Origin of the sequence: Streptomyces sp. SID8374, from assembly GCF_009865135.1 — a bacterium.
In the GTDB taxonomy this organism is placed as follows: Bacteria; Actinomycetota; Actinomycetes; order Streptomycetales; family Streptomycetaceae; genus Streptomyces.
Map to the genome: position 1 here is coordinate 3,306,918 of NZ_WWGH01000001.1, position 17,221 is coordinate 3,324,138.

A 17,221-nucleotide genomic window follows, 5' to 3' on the forward strand; every position below is an offset into this window, starting at 1 on the left:
CAGGCCGGTGGTGGTGGGGTGGAGGCCGGTGGGGCGGCGGTCAGATGCGCTGCCAGAGGGCCGGGACGGCCGCCGGGGTCCAGCCGGCCTGGGCCGTGTGCGCCTGGAGGCAGCGGTAGGTCGCTCCGCCGTACGTCACGGTGGCGCCGACGGCGTACGACGTACCGGCTGCCCAGGTGCCGCCCGGCTGGTCGGTGGGCGGCGGGGTGGTGGGCGGGGTCGTCGGGTTGCCGCCGCCGCTGGTGACGAGCGTCAGCCCGTACGCCTGGAGGGCCGGGAGCAGCGGCTGGAAGTACGTCGTACCGCCGGAGCGGCAGTTGCCGGAGCCGCCGGAGGTGACGCCCTGCGCCTGGCTGCCGGAGATGTACGCGCCGCCGGAGTCGCCCGGTTCGGCGCAGACGCTGGTGCGGGTCACGCCGGAGATGGTGCCCTCCGGGTAGGTGACGCTGGTGTTGAGCTGCTGGATCGTGCCGCAGTGCCAGCCGGTGGTGGAACCGGAGCGGCAGACCGAGGCGCCGACGACGGACGGGGTGGAGCCGGTGACGGTCACGTCGCCGCGTCCGTAGCCGTTGACCAGGGGCCGCGGCACCCAGTTGGCGTTGGTGGCGACCCAGGCGTAGTCACGGCCGGGGAAGGTGGAGCCCTGGAAGGTGCCCTGGGCCTGCTGGTTGACGCCGTTGGTGGTGGTGCCGGCCCGGCCGCAGTGGCCGGCGGTGACGAAGCCGTTCTGGGTGGAGCCGCGCGTCACGGAGAAGCCGACGGAACAGCGGCCGCCGCCGCCCATGTAGTACGCGTCGCCGCCGCGGATGTCCGCGAGGGCGCGGGGCTGCTCGGTGGTGCGGGCGACGGTGACCAGCTTGTCGCTGACCCCGGCGGCCTTGACGAACGCCTCGGCGGCCGAGGTGCTCGCCCCGTTCACGACGACCCGGTTGGCCGCGACGTCGACGTACCAGACGGGCACGTTCTTCGGAGCCTTGGCCAGCGCAGCCTTGTCGAGGGCGTCCTTGGCCGCTTCGAGCCGGTCCAGGCTGTGGCCGACGACCTCCGCCTTCGCGCCCGCCCGCGTGATGAGGGCGGCCTCGGAGGCGTCGGTCGTGGCGACGGTGAGGTCCGCCTTCTCCCCGCTGACGCGGGCCCCGGCGAAGCTGGTGCCGAGGGACTTCTCCAGGCCGGCGGCGACGGCGGCGGCGCGGTACTCGCCCGCTATCCGGGTCCTGGCGGCCTCCGCGTCGAGTCCGAGGTCGCGCTCCATGGCGGCCAGCAGGCCGGGCGAGAGGCTGTCGGCGGAGACGGCCGGGGCGGTGGCCGCCGGAGGACCGGCGGACGCCACTCCGGTCAGTCCCGCGAGGGCGAGCGCGCCCACGGCCACCGTGGCGGTCGCGGTGGTGAGCACGCGTCTGCGGAGCTTGGTGTTCTCCACGTAACTCTCCTTGTTTCAGGGGGGTGTCCGGGTCCGGTGGGGGGTTGGTCCGGACCAGGGAATTGCCGACACCGTAGCCGCGCGCGGACCGGGCGCAGGAGATCCCGTTCACCCCCTCCTCCCGCGTTATGGGGGCTCCCGCGACCATCGGGGCCCGGGGGCCCGCCCCGCCGCGTGAAGGCGTACGAAGCCGCCCGATCCCTCCCTTTCGCCGGTACGCCCGGGTAGGTTCGGCCCCATGCACACAGGGCAACTTCTGGGCTCGGGACGCACCGCCGACGTATACGAACTCGACGGCTCCTGGGTCCTTCGCCGCTACCGCGACCGCTCCGACACCACGGAGGAGCTGGCCGTGATGTCGTACGTCCGCGCCTTCGGGTATCCGGTGCCGCGCATCGGCCCGCCCGCCGACGGGGCCCGCCCCACCGACCTGGTGCTCCAGCGGCTGACCGGCCCGACCATGTCCGAAGCCCTGCTGGCGGGGACCATGGGCGCCGCCGAGGGGGGCGCGCTGCTGGCCCGGCTGCTGCGCGAACTGCACGCGATCCCGCCCCGCGTCTCGGCCGATCCGCAGGACTGCATCCTCCACCTCGACCTGCACCCGCAGAACGTGATGCTGACGGACCGGGGTCCGGTGGTGATCGACTGGTCCACCGCAGGCGAGGGCCCGCCCGGCCTGGACCGGGCGATGTCGGCGCTGACCCTGGCCCGGGTGGCCCTCGACCCGGAGTTCCCGGCGCCCGAGGCCCAGGCCCGTACGCTCCTGGCGGCGCTCCTCGCGGAGCTGGCCGGCGACGGCGGCACCGACGCCACCGACCTGGCCCGCGCCCGGGCCCGCCAGCACGAGAACCCGTTCCTGACCCCACCCGAACGCGGCTGCCTGGACGCCGCCGTGGCGATGGTGCTGGACTGCGCGCCCTGACGGACGCCCCACCCGCCTGAACCGCGCGCGCTTCGGCGTGCGCTTGACAGGCATTCCCTCAGAACACCATGATTCCATTAATTGACTAATGGAATCGAGGCGAGGCGCGTGGCAGACACGAGCACCCCGAACGGCACTCCCGGCAGCTGGGCGCTGGAAGCCCGCGGCCTGGGCAAGCGCTACTTCCGCGGCTGGGCGCTGCGCGACTGCTCCTTCCGCGTCCCGGCCGGGCGGATCTGCGGGCTGGTCGGCCCCAACGGGGCCGGGAAGAGCACCCTGCTCGGGCTGGCGACCCGGCAACTGGAGCCGACGACCGGCTCGTTGAGCATCTTCGGCATCCCCGTCGACGACCCCGCCGTGATGCCGAGGTTCGCCTTCCTCGGCCAGGAGAAGCCGCTGTTCAAGTGGTTCACCGTCGCGGAGACCCTGCGGATGGGCGCCGAGCTCAACCCGGGCTGGGACGCGGCGGCGGCCGAGCGGATCGTACGGTCCGGAAACGTGCCGGCGCACGCGAGGATCGGCACGCTCTCCGGCGGCCAGCGCACCCGCGTCGCGTTCGCGCTCGCCTTCGGCAAGCGCCCCGACCTGCTGCTCCTGGACGAGCCGATGTCGGACCTCGACCCGCTGGCCCGCGACGAGATGAGCACGCTGCTGATGGCCGAGGCCGTCGAACGCGGCACCACGGTGGTGATGTCCTCCCACATGCTGACCGAGCTGGAGGACATGTGCGACTACCTGCTGGTCGTCGCGGAGGGCCGGATCCGGATGGCCGGGGACGCCGACGCGCTCGTACCGGCCCACACCCTGGTGACGGGCGTGATGCGGGACGGCGCCCTGCCGCCCGAACTCGACCGGCACACCGTGGTCGAAACCCGCGTCCAGGGACGGCAGTTCCAGGCGATGATCCGGCCGAAGGGGCCGCTGCCCGCCGACTGGGAGAGCGTCGAACCCTCCCTGGAGGAAGTCCTGCTCGCCCATCTCCGCTCCCCCGACGCACCCTCGGTCTACACCCAGGGCGCCCGCGTCGACGCCGAAGGGACCCAGGCCGCATGAGCACCCCCACCCTGACCGAGACCCCCGCCGAACTCCGGCCCAGGCGCCGCCTGTTGCGCGGGCTGCCCTGGCTGGTCGTACGCCAGCACCGGGTCGCGCTCTCCTGCTTCCTCGGCCTCACCGTGCTCACCGCGCTCTGGATCCTGTACCAGCGCCATGAGCTGGTGCAGCTCCTCGACGCGGCCGGCGGGCCGGGGAAGGACGTCAGCCACTGGGTCGACGAGACCCGGGGCTTCAGCCGCGTCGCCGCCCTCCTCAGCGGCGTGCCGCTGGTCCTCGCCGTCTTCATCGGCGCCCCGCTGATCGCGGGCGACCGGGAGAGCGGGACCGTGCAGCTGGTCACCACCCAGTCCGTCACCCGCCTCCGCTGGCTCGTCGCCAAGCTGGGCCTGGTCTACGCCCTCGCCCTGGTCGGCGGCGTGGCGCTCTCCGCCGCGTTCACCTGGTGGTGGGAGCCGCACCGCACCCTCTTCTTCACCCGGTGGGCCGAGGGCCCGATCTTCGACAACACGGGCCCGGTCCTGCCCGCCATCCTGCTCTTCACGGCCGCCGCGGGCGTCACCATCGGCGTGCTGGTGCGCCGGGTGCTGCCCGCCATGGTGGTCACGTTCGTCTTCACGGTCGTCGCCCAGTACGTCTGGGACGAGATCCGGATCAGGCTCGCCGCCCCCCGGATGTTCACCTACCCCCTGGACGCCGAACTCCCGGACCGCTTCGGCGACGCGTACGAGGTCGACCGCTGGGTCGGCAACGCGAACGGGGACCTCTTCGGCTGGGGCACCTGCGCCGAGGCCACCGACCGGGCGCAGGAGGCGTGCCTCGCGAAGCACGGCATCGTCAACAACGTCCTCGAATACCTCGACCACGACCAGATGGCGGGGATGCAGTGGACCGCGGCAGGCCTTCTGCTCGCCGGTACGGCGCTCCTCACGGGATTCGTGCTGTGGCGGGTTTCGCGCCGCCCGCTGTAGGGGCGGCGCGCATTCCCTACGTAAAATGTCGCCCATCGAGCGGAAGGTGAAGTCCGTGGTCGTGTTCCGCATCGACCGGCGCAGCGGGGTGGCGACGTACCTCCAGATCGTCCGCCAGGTCGAGCAGGCGCTGCGCATGGGAGCCCTGGAGGAGGGCGACCGGCTGCCCACCGCCGCCCAGGTCGCCGCCACGACCAAGGTCAACCCGAACACCACGCTCAAGGCCTACCGCGAGCTGGAACGGGCCGGCCTGGCCGAGGTGCGCCAGGGAGCGGGCACGTTCATCACCCGCTCCCTCGCCCAGCCCCAGTCCGGCCCCGACTCGCCGCTGCGCGCGTCCCTGGCCGAGTGGATGGACCAGGCCCGGGCGGAGGGGCTGACGGGCCAGGACGTGACGGCCCTGTTCCAGGCGGCGTTCGAGGCGGCGTATCCGGGGGAGGCGTCCGGCGTATCCGGGTGAGGCGTCCGTCCGGCTGAGGGGGCCGGCGTTCCCGGGGGAGGCGTCCGGCGTTCCCGGGTGGGGCGTCCGGCTGACGGGGTCGGCCGCGCGAGGGTGGGTCAGTGGGGGGTGTCCAGGCCGTCGAGGAAGGTCCGCATCACCTCGGTGAAGCGTTCGGGCTCCTCCAGGTGCGGGAGGTGGCTGGACTCCTCGAACATCTCCCACCGGGCCCCCGGGATGAGGTCCTGGTAGGGCTGCACGGTGGCGGGGGTGGCCTCGTCGTGACGTCCGGAGATCAGCAGGGTGGGCACGGCGACGTCGGGGCAGAACTCGGTGACCGACCAGTCCCGCAGGGTGCCGTTGACGTGGAACTCGCTGGGCCCGTTCATCGCGTAGTAGACGGTGGGGTCGTTGTACACCTCGAAGAAGGACGCGAGGTAGTCGCGCGGCCAGGGGGTGAGACGGCAGACGTGGCGCTCGTAGAAGACACGCATCGCGGAGTGGTACTCGTCGGAATCCGTCGTACCCGCCGCCTCGTGGCGGAGCAGCGTGTCGTTGACCCCGGGCGGCAGCTGGTCCCGGAGGATCTTCGCCTCCTGGAGCCACAGGGGGTAGGAGGCGGGCGAGTTGGCGATGACGAGGCCGCGGAGACCGGCGGGGCGGGAGGCGGCGTGCCGGGTGGCGAGCATGCCGCCCCAGGACTGGCCGAACAGGACGTAGTTGCCGGCGATGCCGAGCCCGTCCAGGAGGTTGTCGAGTTCGGCGGCGAACAGGTCGACCGTCCAGAAGTCGGGTCCGTGGTCGGGCAGATGGGTGGAACCGCCGTTGCCGAGCTGGTCGTAGTGCACGACGGCCCGCCCGTCGGCGGCGAGGCCGGACAGGTTCTGGAGGTAGTCGTGGGTGCTTCCGGGGCCGCCGTGGACGACCACGAGGGCGGGGCGGGCGGAGGAGAGGTCTCCGGTCACCCGGTACCACGTCTCGTGTTCGCCGAACCGTACGGTGCCCTTGCTGCTGGGTGCGATGGCCGCCATGTCACTTCGCCTCACTTCGGTCTGCTGCGTTTGCGGTTACGTCGGTGGCACCGGCGGCGGGCACGGTCCCGGCGAGGGGTACGGCGACTTCGTCGGAGGCCAGCCATTGCTCGATCACGTCGGCGGTCCCGGCCGCCTGGTCCTCCACGATCGTGAAGTGGTTCGCGTCCACGGTCCGCAGGGTGTGCGTGGGCTCCCACGGCTCGGCACGGCCGGTGGCCAGTTCGGGGGACGGGTCATCGCCGTCGGGGACGAAGGACCGGGTGCACTGGACGAAGAGGACGGGCGCGCCCACGTGTTCAGGTGCCAGGTCGGGGACGAGCTGGACCCAGCGGCCCATCGCGGAGAGCCTGCTGCTGTCGAAGCGCCCGAACGCCGCCTCCTTGTCGAACAGGCCGAGGGCGAGGTCGTCGAGGGGGACGCCGCCGTCGGCGGAGCCGTCCTCGTACACCTTGAAGGTGTCCAGCATGATGACGGCGGCCGGGCGGACGCCGAGTTCGCGTTCCAGGTAACCGGCGGTGGCGTACGCGAGGGTGCCGCCTGCCGAGTAGCCGAGGAGCGCGAACGGCTCGCCGGCCGCGGTCTCCAGCACGCTGCGGGCGATCACCTCGACGGCGGCGTCGGCACTCTCGGGAAGCCTCTCGCCCGCGACGAAGCCGGGAACGGGGAGCGCCGAGACCTTGCGCCGGCCCTGGAGGTGGGAGACGAGCCGGGCGTGCTGGTGGGCCCCGCCGGTGGCCATGGGGGAGTTGAGGCAGATCAGGTGGGGGGCGCCCGGGCCCTCGGCGAGGCGCACCGCGCTGGGGAGGTGGTCCAGTTCGTCGGCGGAGGTGAAGCCGGGGCGGATGTCGGCGGCGATACGGAGCAGTTCGAACCCCTTGTCGGACCGGCCGGAGACGACGGCGCCGTGGAAGAGGTCGCGCAGGGTGTCGCCGGTGGGGGCGCTGTTGTGTCCCTTGCTGCCGGTGGTCGGGACGGTGGGTGCGGTGATGTCGGTTGGGGCGGTGGGGTCAGTGGGATCGGTGGGTACGAGTGGCGCCGCGAGGAGTTCGGCATGGAGGAGGCGGGCGAGTGCCGCCGGGCTCTTCGAGTCGAAGACCACCATGGGCGGCAGGCGCAGCCCGGTGTCCTTCATCAGGGCGTTGCGGAGTTCCACCGCGCTGAGTGAGTCGAAGCCGCTCTCCAGGAAGTCCCGTTCGGGGTCGAGGGCTTCGGAGCCGCTGTGCCCGAGCAGGGTGGCGGCCCGTTCCAGTACGAGGGCCCGCAGGGCGGCTTCCTGCTCGGCCGCCGGGGCGTGTGCGATGCGCTGCCAGAGCGGTTCGCTCTCCGTCCTGGCGGCCGCGCCCGAGGCTCCGGGGCGGCGGACGGCGGGGGCGAGGTCGCGGAGGAGGGCGGGGAGGGTGCCGGTACGGGTACGGAGGGCCGCCTTGTCGATGGTCAGCGGCACGACCACCGCCCGGCCGGAGGCCAACCCTGCGTCAAAGAGGGCCAGGCCCTCGGCGGGGTCCAGGGCGGGAAGGCCCTGCCGTCGCATACGCCGCAGGTCCGCCTCCCGCAGCCACTGGCCCATGCCCTTCTCACCCGACCACAGGCCATAAGCGAGGGAGGTGGCGGGCAGCCCTTGCGCCCGGCGGTGCACCGCGAGCGCGTCCAGGAAGACGTTCGCCGCCGCGTAGTTCGCCTGCCCGGCCGCCAGGACCATGCCGCCCGCCGAGGAGAACATCACGAAGAACGCAAGATCCAGCTCCAGCTCGCGTGTCGCCTCGTGCAGATACCAGGCACCGTCCGCCTTCGGGCCCAGCACCCGATCCAGCCGGGCCGCGTCCATCGACGCGATCAGGCCGTTGTCTCCTACGCCGGCCGCATGCACCACACCCACCAACGGGCCTGCCAATCCGGCCACCAGGTCCACCACGGCGCTGCGGTCAGCGACATCGCAGGCCGCTACGGAGACCTCGGCACCCAGCTCGGACAGCTCGGCCACCAGCTCCTCCGCTCCTGGGGCCTCCAGGCCACGGCGACTGGTCAGCACCAGGCGCTTCACGCCCCGCTCGGTGACCAAGTGCCGCGCCACCAACGCACCCAGACCACCCGTACCGCCGGTCACCAACACCACACCGTCGGCGTTGGGTGTCTCGGCGGCGGGCGTCTCGGGCGGGCTCACCCGGACCAGCCGGGGCACCATCACCCCGCCGCCACGCAATGCTGCTTCCGGCTCACCCGACGCCACCACCAGCCCTAGCCCGGACAGATCGTCCACAGCCTCGTCCGGGTCCGCGTCCACCAGCACCACACGCCCCGGATGCTCCGCCTGGGCTGCACGCACCACACCCCACACGGGAGCCTGACCCAGCGCCACGCCCGTGCCAGTACCCGTGTCAACAGCGCCCCGGGTGACGATCACCAGCCGGGACCCCGCACACCGTTCATCGGCAACCCAGTCGCGTACCACGTCCAGCACAGCACCAGCGGTCGCCCGCACCCCCGCCAACACATCACCCGACACCGCCGGGACCTCGAACACCACCACCCCAGGCACATCCCCGACAGCAGGCAGGTCTTCCCACCGGACCCACGAAGACGAACTGTCAACCGCACTCGTACCGGCAAGCGGGCGCCACAACACCTCCCACAACGACTCCCCCGCACCCGTACCCAACTGCTCCACCGACACCGGCCGCAGCGTCAGCCCACCCACCGACGCCACCGGCGCACCGGCACCATCCGCGATCGTCAGGCTGATGGTGTCCTCGCTGGAACCGGAGAGGCGCACCCGCAGGAGCGTCGATCCGGTGGCGTGCAGCCGCACGTCCTCCCAGAAGAAGGGGAGCGCCGCGCCGCCATCGGCGCCGTCGCCGCTGTCACCGTCCTGGGGAGTGCTGAGACTGAGGGCGTGCATGGTGGCGTCCAGCAGGGCGGGGTGCAGCCCGAACCGCTCCGCGTCCGCGTGCGCGGACTCCGGCAGCGCGACCTCCGCGTAGAGGTCCCCGCCCTGGGACCACGCCGCCCTGAGGCCCTGGAACACCGGCCCGTAGCCGTACCCCCGGGCGAGCAGCGACTCGTACACCTCATCGACGGCCAGCGGGGTGGCTCCGGGCGGGGGCCACTCGGTGAGGCCGACGGCCGGCCCCGCGATGTCCTGTGCCACGACTCCTTCCGCGTGCCGGGTCCAGACGTCGTCGCTCCCGTCGTCACGGCGCGAGTGGATGCTCAGAGGGCGGCGTCCGGTGTCGTCGGCGGTGCCCACCGCGACCTGAAGCGCCACCCCTCCTCTCTCCGGCACCACCAACGGAGCCCGCAACGTCAGCTCCTCCACCACACCACAGCCGACCTCATCACCCGCCCGCACCGCCAACTCCACAAACGCCGTCCCCGGCAACAACACCCGCCCCAACACCGCGTGATCCGCCAACCACGGCACACCATCCACCGACAACCGACCCGTCAGCACCACCCCACCCGCATCCGGCAACGACACCACCGCACCCACCAGCGGATGATCCACCACCCCCTGCCCCACACCCACCACACCAGAGCCACCACCACCCGACTCCAACCAAAACCGCCGACGCTGAAAGGCGTAGGTAGGCAGATCAACCCGCCGGGCACCCGTGCCCGCGTAGTACGCCGCCCAGTCGACCCGTACGCCACTGACATGCAACCGGGCGAGCGCCGAGACCGCCGTCGTAACCTCTGCACGCCCCTTACGCACCAACGGCACCAGCACCGCCGACTCCGAACCCACCGACTGCTGCGCCATCCCGCTCAGTACGCCGTCGGGTCCGATCTCCAGATACGAGACGACACCCTGGCCCTCCAGGTACGTCACGCAGTCCGCGAACCGCACCGCCTCGCGCACGTGCCGCACCCAGTACGCCGCTGTCGCCACGTCCGGCGACACCTCACCCGACACACCCGACACCAACGGAATCCTCGGGGCGCTGAACGACAACCCCGAAACAACCTCTTCGAACTCCGCGAGCATCGGCTCCATCAGCGGCGAATGGAACGCATGCGACACCCGAAGACGCGACGACTTCCGCCCCTGCGCAGTGAACGCGTCCGCGACCTTCGTCACCGCATCCTCGGCACCCGAGATCACGACAGAGCGCGGGCCGTTCACGGCGGCAATGCTCACCGATTCAGACGACAGCAGCGGGACGACCTCGGCCTCCGACGCCTCCACCGCCACCATCGCGCCGCCCTCCGGCAACTCCTCCATCAACCGGCCACGCGCCACGACCAGTTGAGCCGCGTCAGAGAGGGAGAACACCCCTGCCACGTGCGCGGCGGCGATCTCGCCCACCGAGTGCCCGGCCAGGAAGTCAGGCCGTACGCCCCAGGACTCCACCAGGCGGAACAGGGCCACCTCCACCGCGAACAACGCCGGCTGTGCCACCCCCGTACGGTTCAACGCCGCTTGTTCCGAAGCCCAGATGACGTCCCGCAGCGAACGGCCCAAGTGGACGTCCACCTCGGCGAGTACGGCGTCGAACGCCTCCGCGAACACCGGGAACGCCTCGTACAACTCACGGCCCATCCCGAGCCGCTGCGCACCCTGACCCGTGAACAGGAACGCCGTACGGCCCGACGTACGGGCCAGGCCTCGGCAGGCTTCGGCGGAGACCCCTCCGTCGGCGAGAGCCCGCAGCCCCGCCGCCAGCTCCGCACGGTCTCCCGCCGTCACCACCGCGCGGTGCTCCAGCACTGCACGCGACACCACCGACGAGAACCCCACATCCAGCAGCGAGACGTCCGCGTCCTCCTCCACGAGGGCGAGGAGCCGCCCCGCCTGCGCCGACAGCGCGACGCCACTCCGGGCCGACAACACCACTGGCACCACCACCGGCGCCTTGGGCTCCACAGGCTCAGGGCCCACAGGAGTATCCGGCGCCTGCTCCACGATCACGTGCGCGTTCGTCCCACTCAGGCCGAACGACGACACCCCCACCCGACGAGGGCGCCCACGCTCCGGCCACACGCGGGCCTCCGTCAGCAGCTCAACCGCGCCCGCAGCCCAGTCCACCTGCGGCGTCGGCTCATCCACATGCAGCGTCTTCGGCATCACGCCGTGCCGGATCGCCTGGACCGCCTTGATGACACCGCCGACACCCGCAGCAGCCTGCGTGTGCGCCAAGTTCGACTTCAGCGAGCCCAGCCACAACGGGTCACCCTCCGGACGCCCCTGGCCATACGTCGCCAGCACCGCCTGCGCCTCGATGGGGTCGCCCAGGCGGGTCCCCGTACCGTGCGCCTCCACCATGTCGACGTCGGCGGTGGTCAGCCCGGCGCTCTCCAACGCCGCACGAATGACGCGCTGTTGCGACGGGCCGTTCGGCGCGGTCAGGCCGTTGCTCGCACCGTCCTGGTTGACCGCGCTGCTTCGGAGCACCGCCAGGACCGGGTGGCCGTTCTTCCGGGCGTCCGACAGACGCTCCACCAGCAGGACACCGACACCCTCGGACCAGGCCGCGCCGTCCGCAGCACCCGCGAACGACTTGCACCGTCCGTCGGGGGCGAGTCCGCGCTGCCGGCTGAACTCCACGAACATGTCGGGGGTCGCCATGACGGCGACGCCGCCGGCGAGGGCGAGGGAGCATTCGCCGGAGCGCAACGCCTGGGCCGCGAGGTGCAGGGACACCAGCGACGACGAGCACGCGGTGTCCACCGTCAGGGACGGGCCTTCGAGGCCGAGGGTGTAGGACACCCGGCCCGAGACGAGGCTGCCGCCCGTGGTGGCCGCGGCCTCCGTACCCTGGCCGTAGTCGTGGTACATCAGTCCGGCGAAGACACCGGTTCTGCTGCCTTTCAGGGAACGGGGGTTGATGCCGGCGCGTTCCAGGACCTCCCACGAGGCCTCCAGCAGCAGCCGCTGCTGGGGGTCCATGATCAGCGCCTCGTTCGGGCTGATGCCGAAGAGGTCCGCGTCGAAGTCGCCCGCGTCGTGCAGGAATCCGCCTTCCTTGGTGTACGTCTTGCTCGGTGTACCGGGCTCCGGGTCGTACACCCCGGCCACGTCCCAGCCGCGGTCGACGGGGAACCCGGCCACGGCGTCGCGTCCTTCGGCGACGAGGTTCCACAGGTCCTCGGGCGAGTTGACCCCGCCCGGGTAGCGGCAGGACATGGCGACGACGGCGATCGGATCGTCGTCGGTGGCGCGGGCGGCGGGAACGGTCGCCGGGGCGGATGGGCTGATCGTGCTGCCGAGTTCGTCGTCCAGCGCACCGTCGATGTAGTCGGCGACGGCCCGCGCGTTCGGATAGTCGAAGACGAGGGTCGCGGGCAGCCGGAGGCCGGTGGTCCCGTTCAGCTGGTTGCGCAGTTCGACCGCGCTGAGTGAGTCGAAGCCGAGTTCCTGGAAGGCGCGGTCGGGTTCGACTGCGTGGGCCGACGTGTGTCCCAGCACACGTGCGACGTGCGCGCACACCGTGTCCAGCAGCGCCGACCGGCGTTCGTCGTCGGTGAGTCCGGTCAGCCGGTGGAGCAGCTCGGAGGCGTCGGCGCGTCCGGCGACGGCACGCGCGGCGGGCCGCCCGCCCTGAGGAGCCAGGTCGCGGAGGAGGGCGGGGAGGGTGCCGGTACGGGTACGGAGGGCTGCCTTGTCGATGGTCAGCGGTACGACCACCGCCCGGCCGGAGGCCAGCCCGGCGTCGAAGAGGGCCAGGCCCTCGGCGGGGTCCAGGGCGGGAAGGCCCTGACGCCGCATACGCCGCAGGTCCGCCTCACGCAGCCACTGGCCCATGCCCTTCTCGCCCGACCACAGGCCGTACGCGAGAGAGGTGGCGGGCAGCCCCTGCGCTTGGCGGTGCACCGCAAGCGCGTCCAGGAAGACATTCGCCGCCGCATAGTTCGCCTGCCCGGCCGCCAGAACCATGCCGCCCGCCGACGAGAACATCACGAAGAACCCGAGATCCAGCTCCAGCTCGCGTGTCGCCTCGTGCAGATACCAGGCACCGTCCGCCTTCGGGCCCAGCACCCGATCCAGCCGGGCCGCATCCATGGATGCGATCAGACCGTTGTCCCCTACGCCGGCCGCATGCACCACACCCACCAACGGGCCTGGCAGCCCGGACACCAGGTCCATCACGGCGCTGCGGTCAGCGACATCGCAGGCCGCTACGGAAACCTCGGCACCCAGCTCGGACAGCTCGGCCACCAGCTCCTCCGCTCCTGGGGCCTCCAGGCCACGGCGACTGGTCAGCACCAGACGCTTCACGCCCCGCTCGGTGACCAAGTGCCGCGCCACCAACGCACCCAGACCACCCGTACCGCCGGTCACCAACACCACACCGTCAGAACCCACTTCGCTAACGGGTGCCTCGGAGGGGCTCACCCGGACCAGCCGGGGCACCACCACCCCGCCCCCACGCAACGCCGCCTCCGGCTCACCCGACGCCACCACCAGCTCCAGTCCGGAGAGACCATCCGCGCCCGGATCCGCATCGACCAGCACCACACGCCCCGGATGCTCCGCTTGGGCCGCCCGCACCACACCCCACACCGGAGCCTGGCCCAGCACCACATCCCCGGCGGCGCCGACATCAACAGCGCCCCGGGTCACGATCACCAGCCGCGACCCCGCACACCGCTCATCGGCAAGCCAACCCCGTACCACGTCCAACACCGCACCAGCAGAGGCCCGCACAGCAGCTGGCACATCGCCCGGCACCGCCGGGACCTCGAACACCACTACCCCAGGGACATCCCCGTCAGCAGGCACATCCCCCCACCGGACCCACGAAGACGAACTGTCAACCGCACTCGTACCGGCAAGCGGGCGCCACAACACCTCCCACAACGACTCCCCCACACCCCCACCCAACTGCTCCGCCGATACCGGACGGGACACCAAGGCGCCGACGGTGAGTACGGGTTGGCCCGTGCCGTCCGCCACCCGGATCGTCACGCTGTCCTGGCCCGAGGGCGCGATGCTGACCCGCAGGGCCGTGGCCCCCGAGGCGTGCAGGGCGACATCCGTCCAGACGAAGGGCAGGACCGTCGCCTCGTCCGTGTGGGCGCCGTCGTCGATGAGTGCCACGTGCATCGCGGCGTCCAGCAGGGCGGGGTGCAGCCCGAACCGCTCCGCGTCCGCGTGCGCGGACTCCGGCAGCGCGACCTCCGCGTACAGTTCCTCGCCGGATGTCCATGCCGCCGTGAGCCCCTGGAACACAGGGCCGTAGCCGTAGCCTCGGCTGGACAGCAGCTCGTAGGCGCCGTCGACGCCGATGGCCGTGGCGCCGGGCGGCGGCCATCGGGTGAGCCCGTCCGCCGGAGCGGCCGAGCCCCGTACGAGCGTCCCTTCCGCGTGCCGGGTCCAGGCGTCGTCGTCCGCCTCGTCCCGGGACGAGTACACGGCCACCGAGCGGCGCCCGGAGTCGTCCGCCGCGCCGACCACGACCTGGAGCGACACCCCTCCCTGCTCCGTGAGGACGAGCGGCGCCTGCAACGTCAGCTCTTCGAGAAGGTCGCATCCGACCTGGTCGGCGGCGCGGATCGCCAGTTCCACAAAGGCGGTGCCCGGCAACAGGACGCTGCCCAGGACGGCGTGGTCGGCCACCCAGGGCTGGTTGGCGAGCGTGAGCCTGCCGGTGAGTACGGTCTCGTCGGTGTCGGCCAGCGTCACCGCGGCGCCGAGCAGCGGGTGGTCGGCGGCCTTCACGCCGAGCGATTCCGGGTCCGTACCGGTCTGCTCGGCCACCATCCAGTACCGCTCCCGCTGGAAGGCGTAGGTGGGCAGGTCGACCCGCCGGGCGCCGGTGCCCGCGTAGTACGCCGCCCAGTCGACCCGTACGCCACTGACGTGCAACCGGGCGAGAGCCTGAACCGCCGTCGTAACCTCCGCACGCCCCTTGCGGACCAGCGGCACCAGCACCGCCGACTCCGACGCCACGGACTGCTGCGCCATCCCGCTCAGTACGCCGTCCGGCCCGATCTCCACGTACGAGAGAACGCCCCGCGCTTCGAGGTGGCTCACGCAGTCCGCGAACCGCACCGCCTCGCGTACATGCCGCACCCAGTACCCGGGCGTCGCCACCTCCGGCGACACCTCACCCGACACACCCGACACCAACGGAATCCTCGGGGCGCTGAACGACAACCCCGAAACAACGTCCTCGAACTCCGCAAGCATCGGCTCCATCAGCGGCGAGTGAAACGCATGGGAGACCCGCAGACGCGACGACTTCCGCCCCTGAGTGGTGAACGCGTCCGCGACCTTTGCCACTGAGTCCTCAGCACCCGAAATCACCACGGAGCGCGGGCCGTTCACGGCGGCGATGCTCACCGACTCAGACGACAGCAGCGGGACGACCTCGGCCTCCGACGCCTCCACCGCCACCATCGCGCCGCCCTCCGGCAACGCCTCCATCAACCGACCACGCACCACGACCAGTTGAGCCGCGTCGGGAAGAGAGAGCACCCCTGCCACGTGCGCGGCCGCGATCTCACCCACCGAGTGACCCGCCAGGAAGTCCGGCCGTACGCCCCACGACTCCACCAGCCGGAACAGCGCCACCTCCACCGCGAACAACGCCGGCTGCGCCACCCCCGTACGGTTCAACGCATCCCCGTCCGCACCCCAGATGACGTCCCGCAACGAACGACCCAAGTGCACATCCACCTCGGCCACCACCGCGTCAAAAGCCTCCGCGAACACCGGGAACGCCCCGTACAACTCACGGCCCGTCCCCAGCCGCTGCGCGCCCTGACCCGTAAACAAGAACGCCGTTTCACCAGCCGAACGGCCCACGCCCCGAGCCGCGTTCGCCGCCACATCACCCCCGGCCAGCGCCCGCAGGCCCGCCACGAGCTCCGTACGGTCCCCCGCCGTCACCACCGCACGATGCTCCAGCACCGCACGCGACACCACCGACGAGAACCCCACATCCAGCACCGAGACGTCCGCGTCGTTCTCCACCAGCGCCAACAACCGCTTCGCCTGCGCCGACAGCGCCACCTCACCCCGCGCCGACAGCACCACCGGGACGACGGGCAGATCCGCCACGGGCGCGTCATCAGCCAGCTCAGCCGGTTCCGGCGCCTGCTCCACGATCACGTGCGCGTTCGTCCCGCTCAGACCGAACGACGACACCCCCACCCGACGAGGACGCTCACGTTCCGGCCACGCACGCGCCTCCGTCAGCAACTCGACTGCTCCCGCAGCCCAGTCCACCTGCGGCGTCGGCTCATCCACATGCAGCGTCTTCGGCATCACACCGTGCCGGATCGACTCCGCCGCCTTGATCACCGCGCCGACGCCGGCGGCGGCCTGGGCGTGGCCGAGGTTCGACTTCAGCGACCCCAGCCACAACGGGTCACCTTCCGGGCGCCCCTGCCCGTACGTCGCGAGCAGCGCCTGCGCCTCGATCGGGTCGCCCAGACGGGTCCCCGTGCCGTGTGCCTCCACCACGTCGACCTGGTCGGCCGATATCTGGGCGTCGGCCAGTGCGGCGCGGATGACGCGCTGCTGGGACGGGCCGTTCGGCGCCGTGAGGCCGTTGCTCGCGCCGTCCTGGTTGACCGCGCTGCCCCGGACGATCGCGAGGACCGGGTGGCCGTTCCTCCGGGCGTCCGAGAGCCGTTCCAGCAGGAGGATGCCTGCGCCCTCCGCCCAGCTGGTGCCGTCGGTGGAGCCCGCGAAGGACTTGCAGCGGCCGTCCTTCGCCAGGCCGCCCTGACGGCTGAACTCGACGAAGACCTCGGGGGTGGCCATCACGGCGACGCCGCCCGCCAGCGCGAGGGTGCACTCGCCCGACCGCAGAGCCTTCACCGCGAGGTGCAGCGAGACCAGGGACGACGAGCACGCCGTGTCCACCGTCATCGACGGACCCTCGAAGCCGAACACGTACGAGATACGGCCCGAGGCGATGGAGCCGGTGGCGCTGTTGTGGACGTAGTCGTGGTACATCATCCCGGCGAAGACACCGGTCCTGCTGCCCTTGAGCGTGTGCGGGTCGATGCCGGCGCGTTCGAACGCCTCCCAGGACGTCTCCAGCAGCAGGCGCTGCTGCGGGTCCATGGTGAGCGCCTCGTTCGGGCTGATGCCGAACAGCTCCGCGTCGAAGGTGTCGGCCGTGTGCAGGAACCCACCGCGGTTGACGTAGCTGGTGCCGGGCCGGGAGCCGTCGGGGTCGTAGACGCTCTCGACGTCCCAGCCGCGGTTCTCCGGGAACTCGGTGGTGGCGTCGCCGCCGCTCTCCACGAGCCGCCACAGGTCCTCCGGCGACGTGACGTCCCCCGGGAACCGGCAGCTCATGGAGACGATGGCGATCGGCTCGCGCGAGGCGGACGCCAGTTTGCGGTTCTGCGCCCGCAGCCGGTCGTTGTCCTTGAGCGACGCGCGCAGGGCGGTGATCAGTTTTTCGTCGGAGTTGCTCATCGGGCCTC

The 17,221-nt window shown here is 71.8% G+C and carries 7 protein-coding genes; 4 read left to right on the forward strand and 3 right to left on the reverse strand.

Annotated features, from left to right (window positions below; translation table 11 throughout):
* Window positions 1-40: 40 nt before the first annotated feature.
* The gene (locus GTY67_RS14735) at window positions 41-1,420 is read right to left on the reverse strand and encodes a carbohydrate-binding protein (protein ID WP_093690321.1); all 1,380 of its coding nucleotides are present in this window, start codon (window positions 1,418-1,420) and stop codon (window positions 41-43) included.
* 238 nt (window positions 1,421-1,658) lie between these two features.
* Here GTY67_RS14735 and GTY67_RS14740 point away from each other — a divergent pair, with 238 nt between their 5' ends.
* The 4 genes from GTY67_RS14740 (at window position 1,659) to GTY67_RS14755 (ending at window position 4,826) form a co-directional block, all read left to right on the forward strand.
* Window positions 1,659-2,342: a phosphotransferase gene (locus GTY67_RS14740; RefSeq protein ID WP_161278998.1), complete on the forward strand. Its 684-nt coding sequence runs from the start codon at window positions 1,659-1,661 to the stop codon at window positions 2,340-2,342.
* A gap of 108 nt (window positions 2,343-2,450) precedes the next feature.
* Complete coding sequence (locus GTY67_RS14745) at window positions 2,451-3,395, forward strand: ABC transporter ATP-binding protein (RefSeq protein ID WP_161278999.1); 945 nt, start codon at window positions 2,451-2,453, stop codon at window positions 3,393-3,395.
* Entirely contained in the window at window positions 3,392-4,366 is a 975-nt protein-coding gene (locus tag GTY67_RS14750; protein WP_161279000.1) for an ABC transporter permease subunit, read from the forward strand. The genes GTY67_RS14745 and GTY67_RS14750 overlap by 4 nt, the downstream gene beginning before the upstream one ends.
* A 25-nt stretch (window positions 4,367-4,391) precedes the next feature.
* Window positions 4,392-4,826, forward strand: coding sequence for a GntR family transcriptional regulator (locus tag GTY67_RS14755; protein ID WP_093690313.1), 435 nt, complete (start codon window positions 4,392-4,394; stop codon window positions 4,824-4,826).
* A gap of 98 nt (window positions 4,827-4,924) precedes the next feature.
* On the opposite strand, the gene GTY67_RS14760 is transcribed toward GTY67_RS14755, so the two are convergent.
* Both GTY67_RS14760 and GTY67_RS14765 read right to left on the reverse strand, forming a co-directional pair.
* On the reverse strand, window positions 4,925-5,836 hold the full coding sequence (locus GTY67_RS14760) for a proline iminopeptidase-family hydrolase (protein WP_161279001.1): 912 nt from the start codon (window positions 5,834-5,836) through the stop codon (window positions 4,925-4,927).
* A 1-nt stretch (window position 5,837) separates the two neighbouring features.
* On the reverse strand, window positions 5,838-17,213 hold the full coding sequence (locus tag GTY67_RS14765) for a type I polyketide synthase (protein WP_161279002.1): 11,376 nt from the start codon (window positions 17,211-17,213) through the stop codon (window positions 5,838-5,840).
* Between the last annotated feature and the right edge of the window lie 8 nt (window positions 17,214-17,221).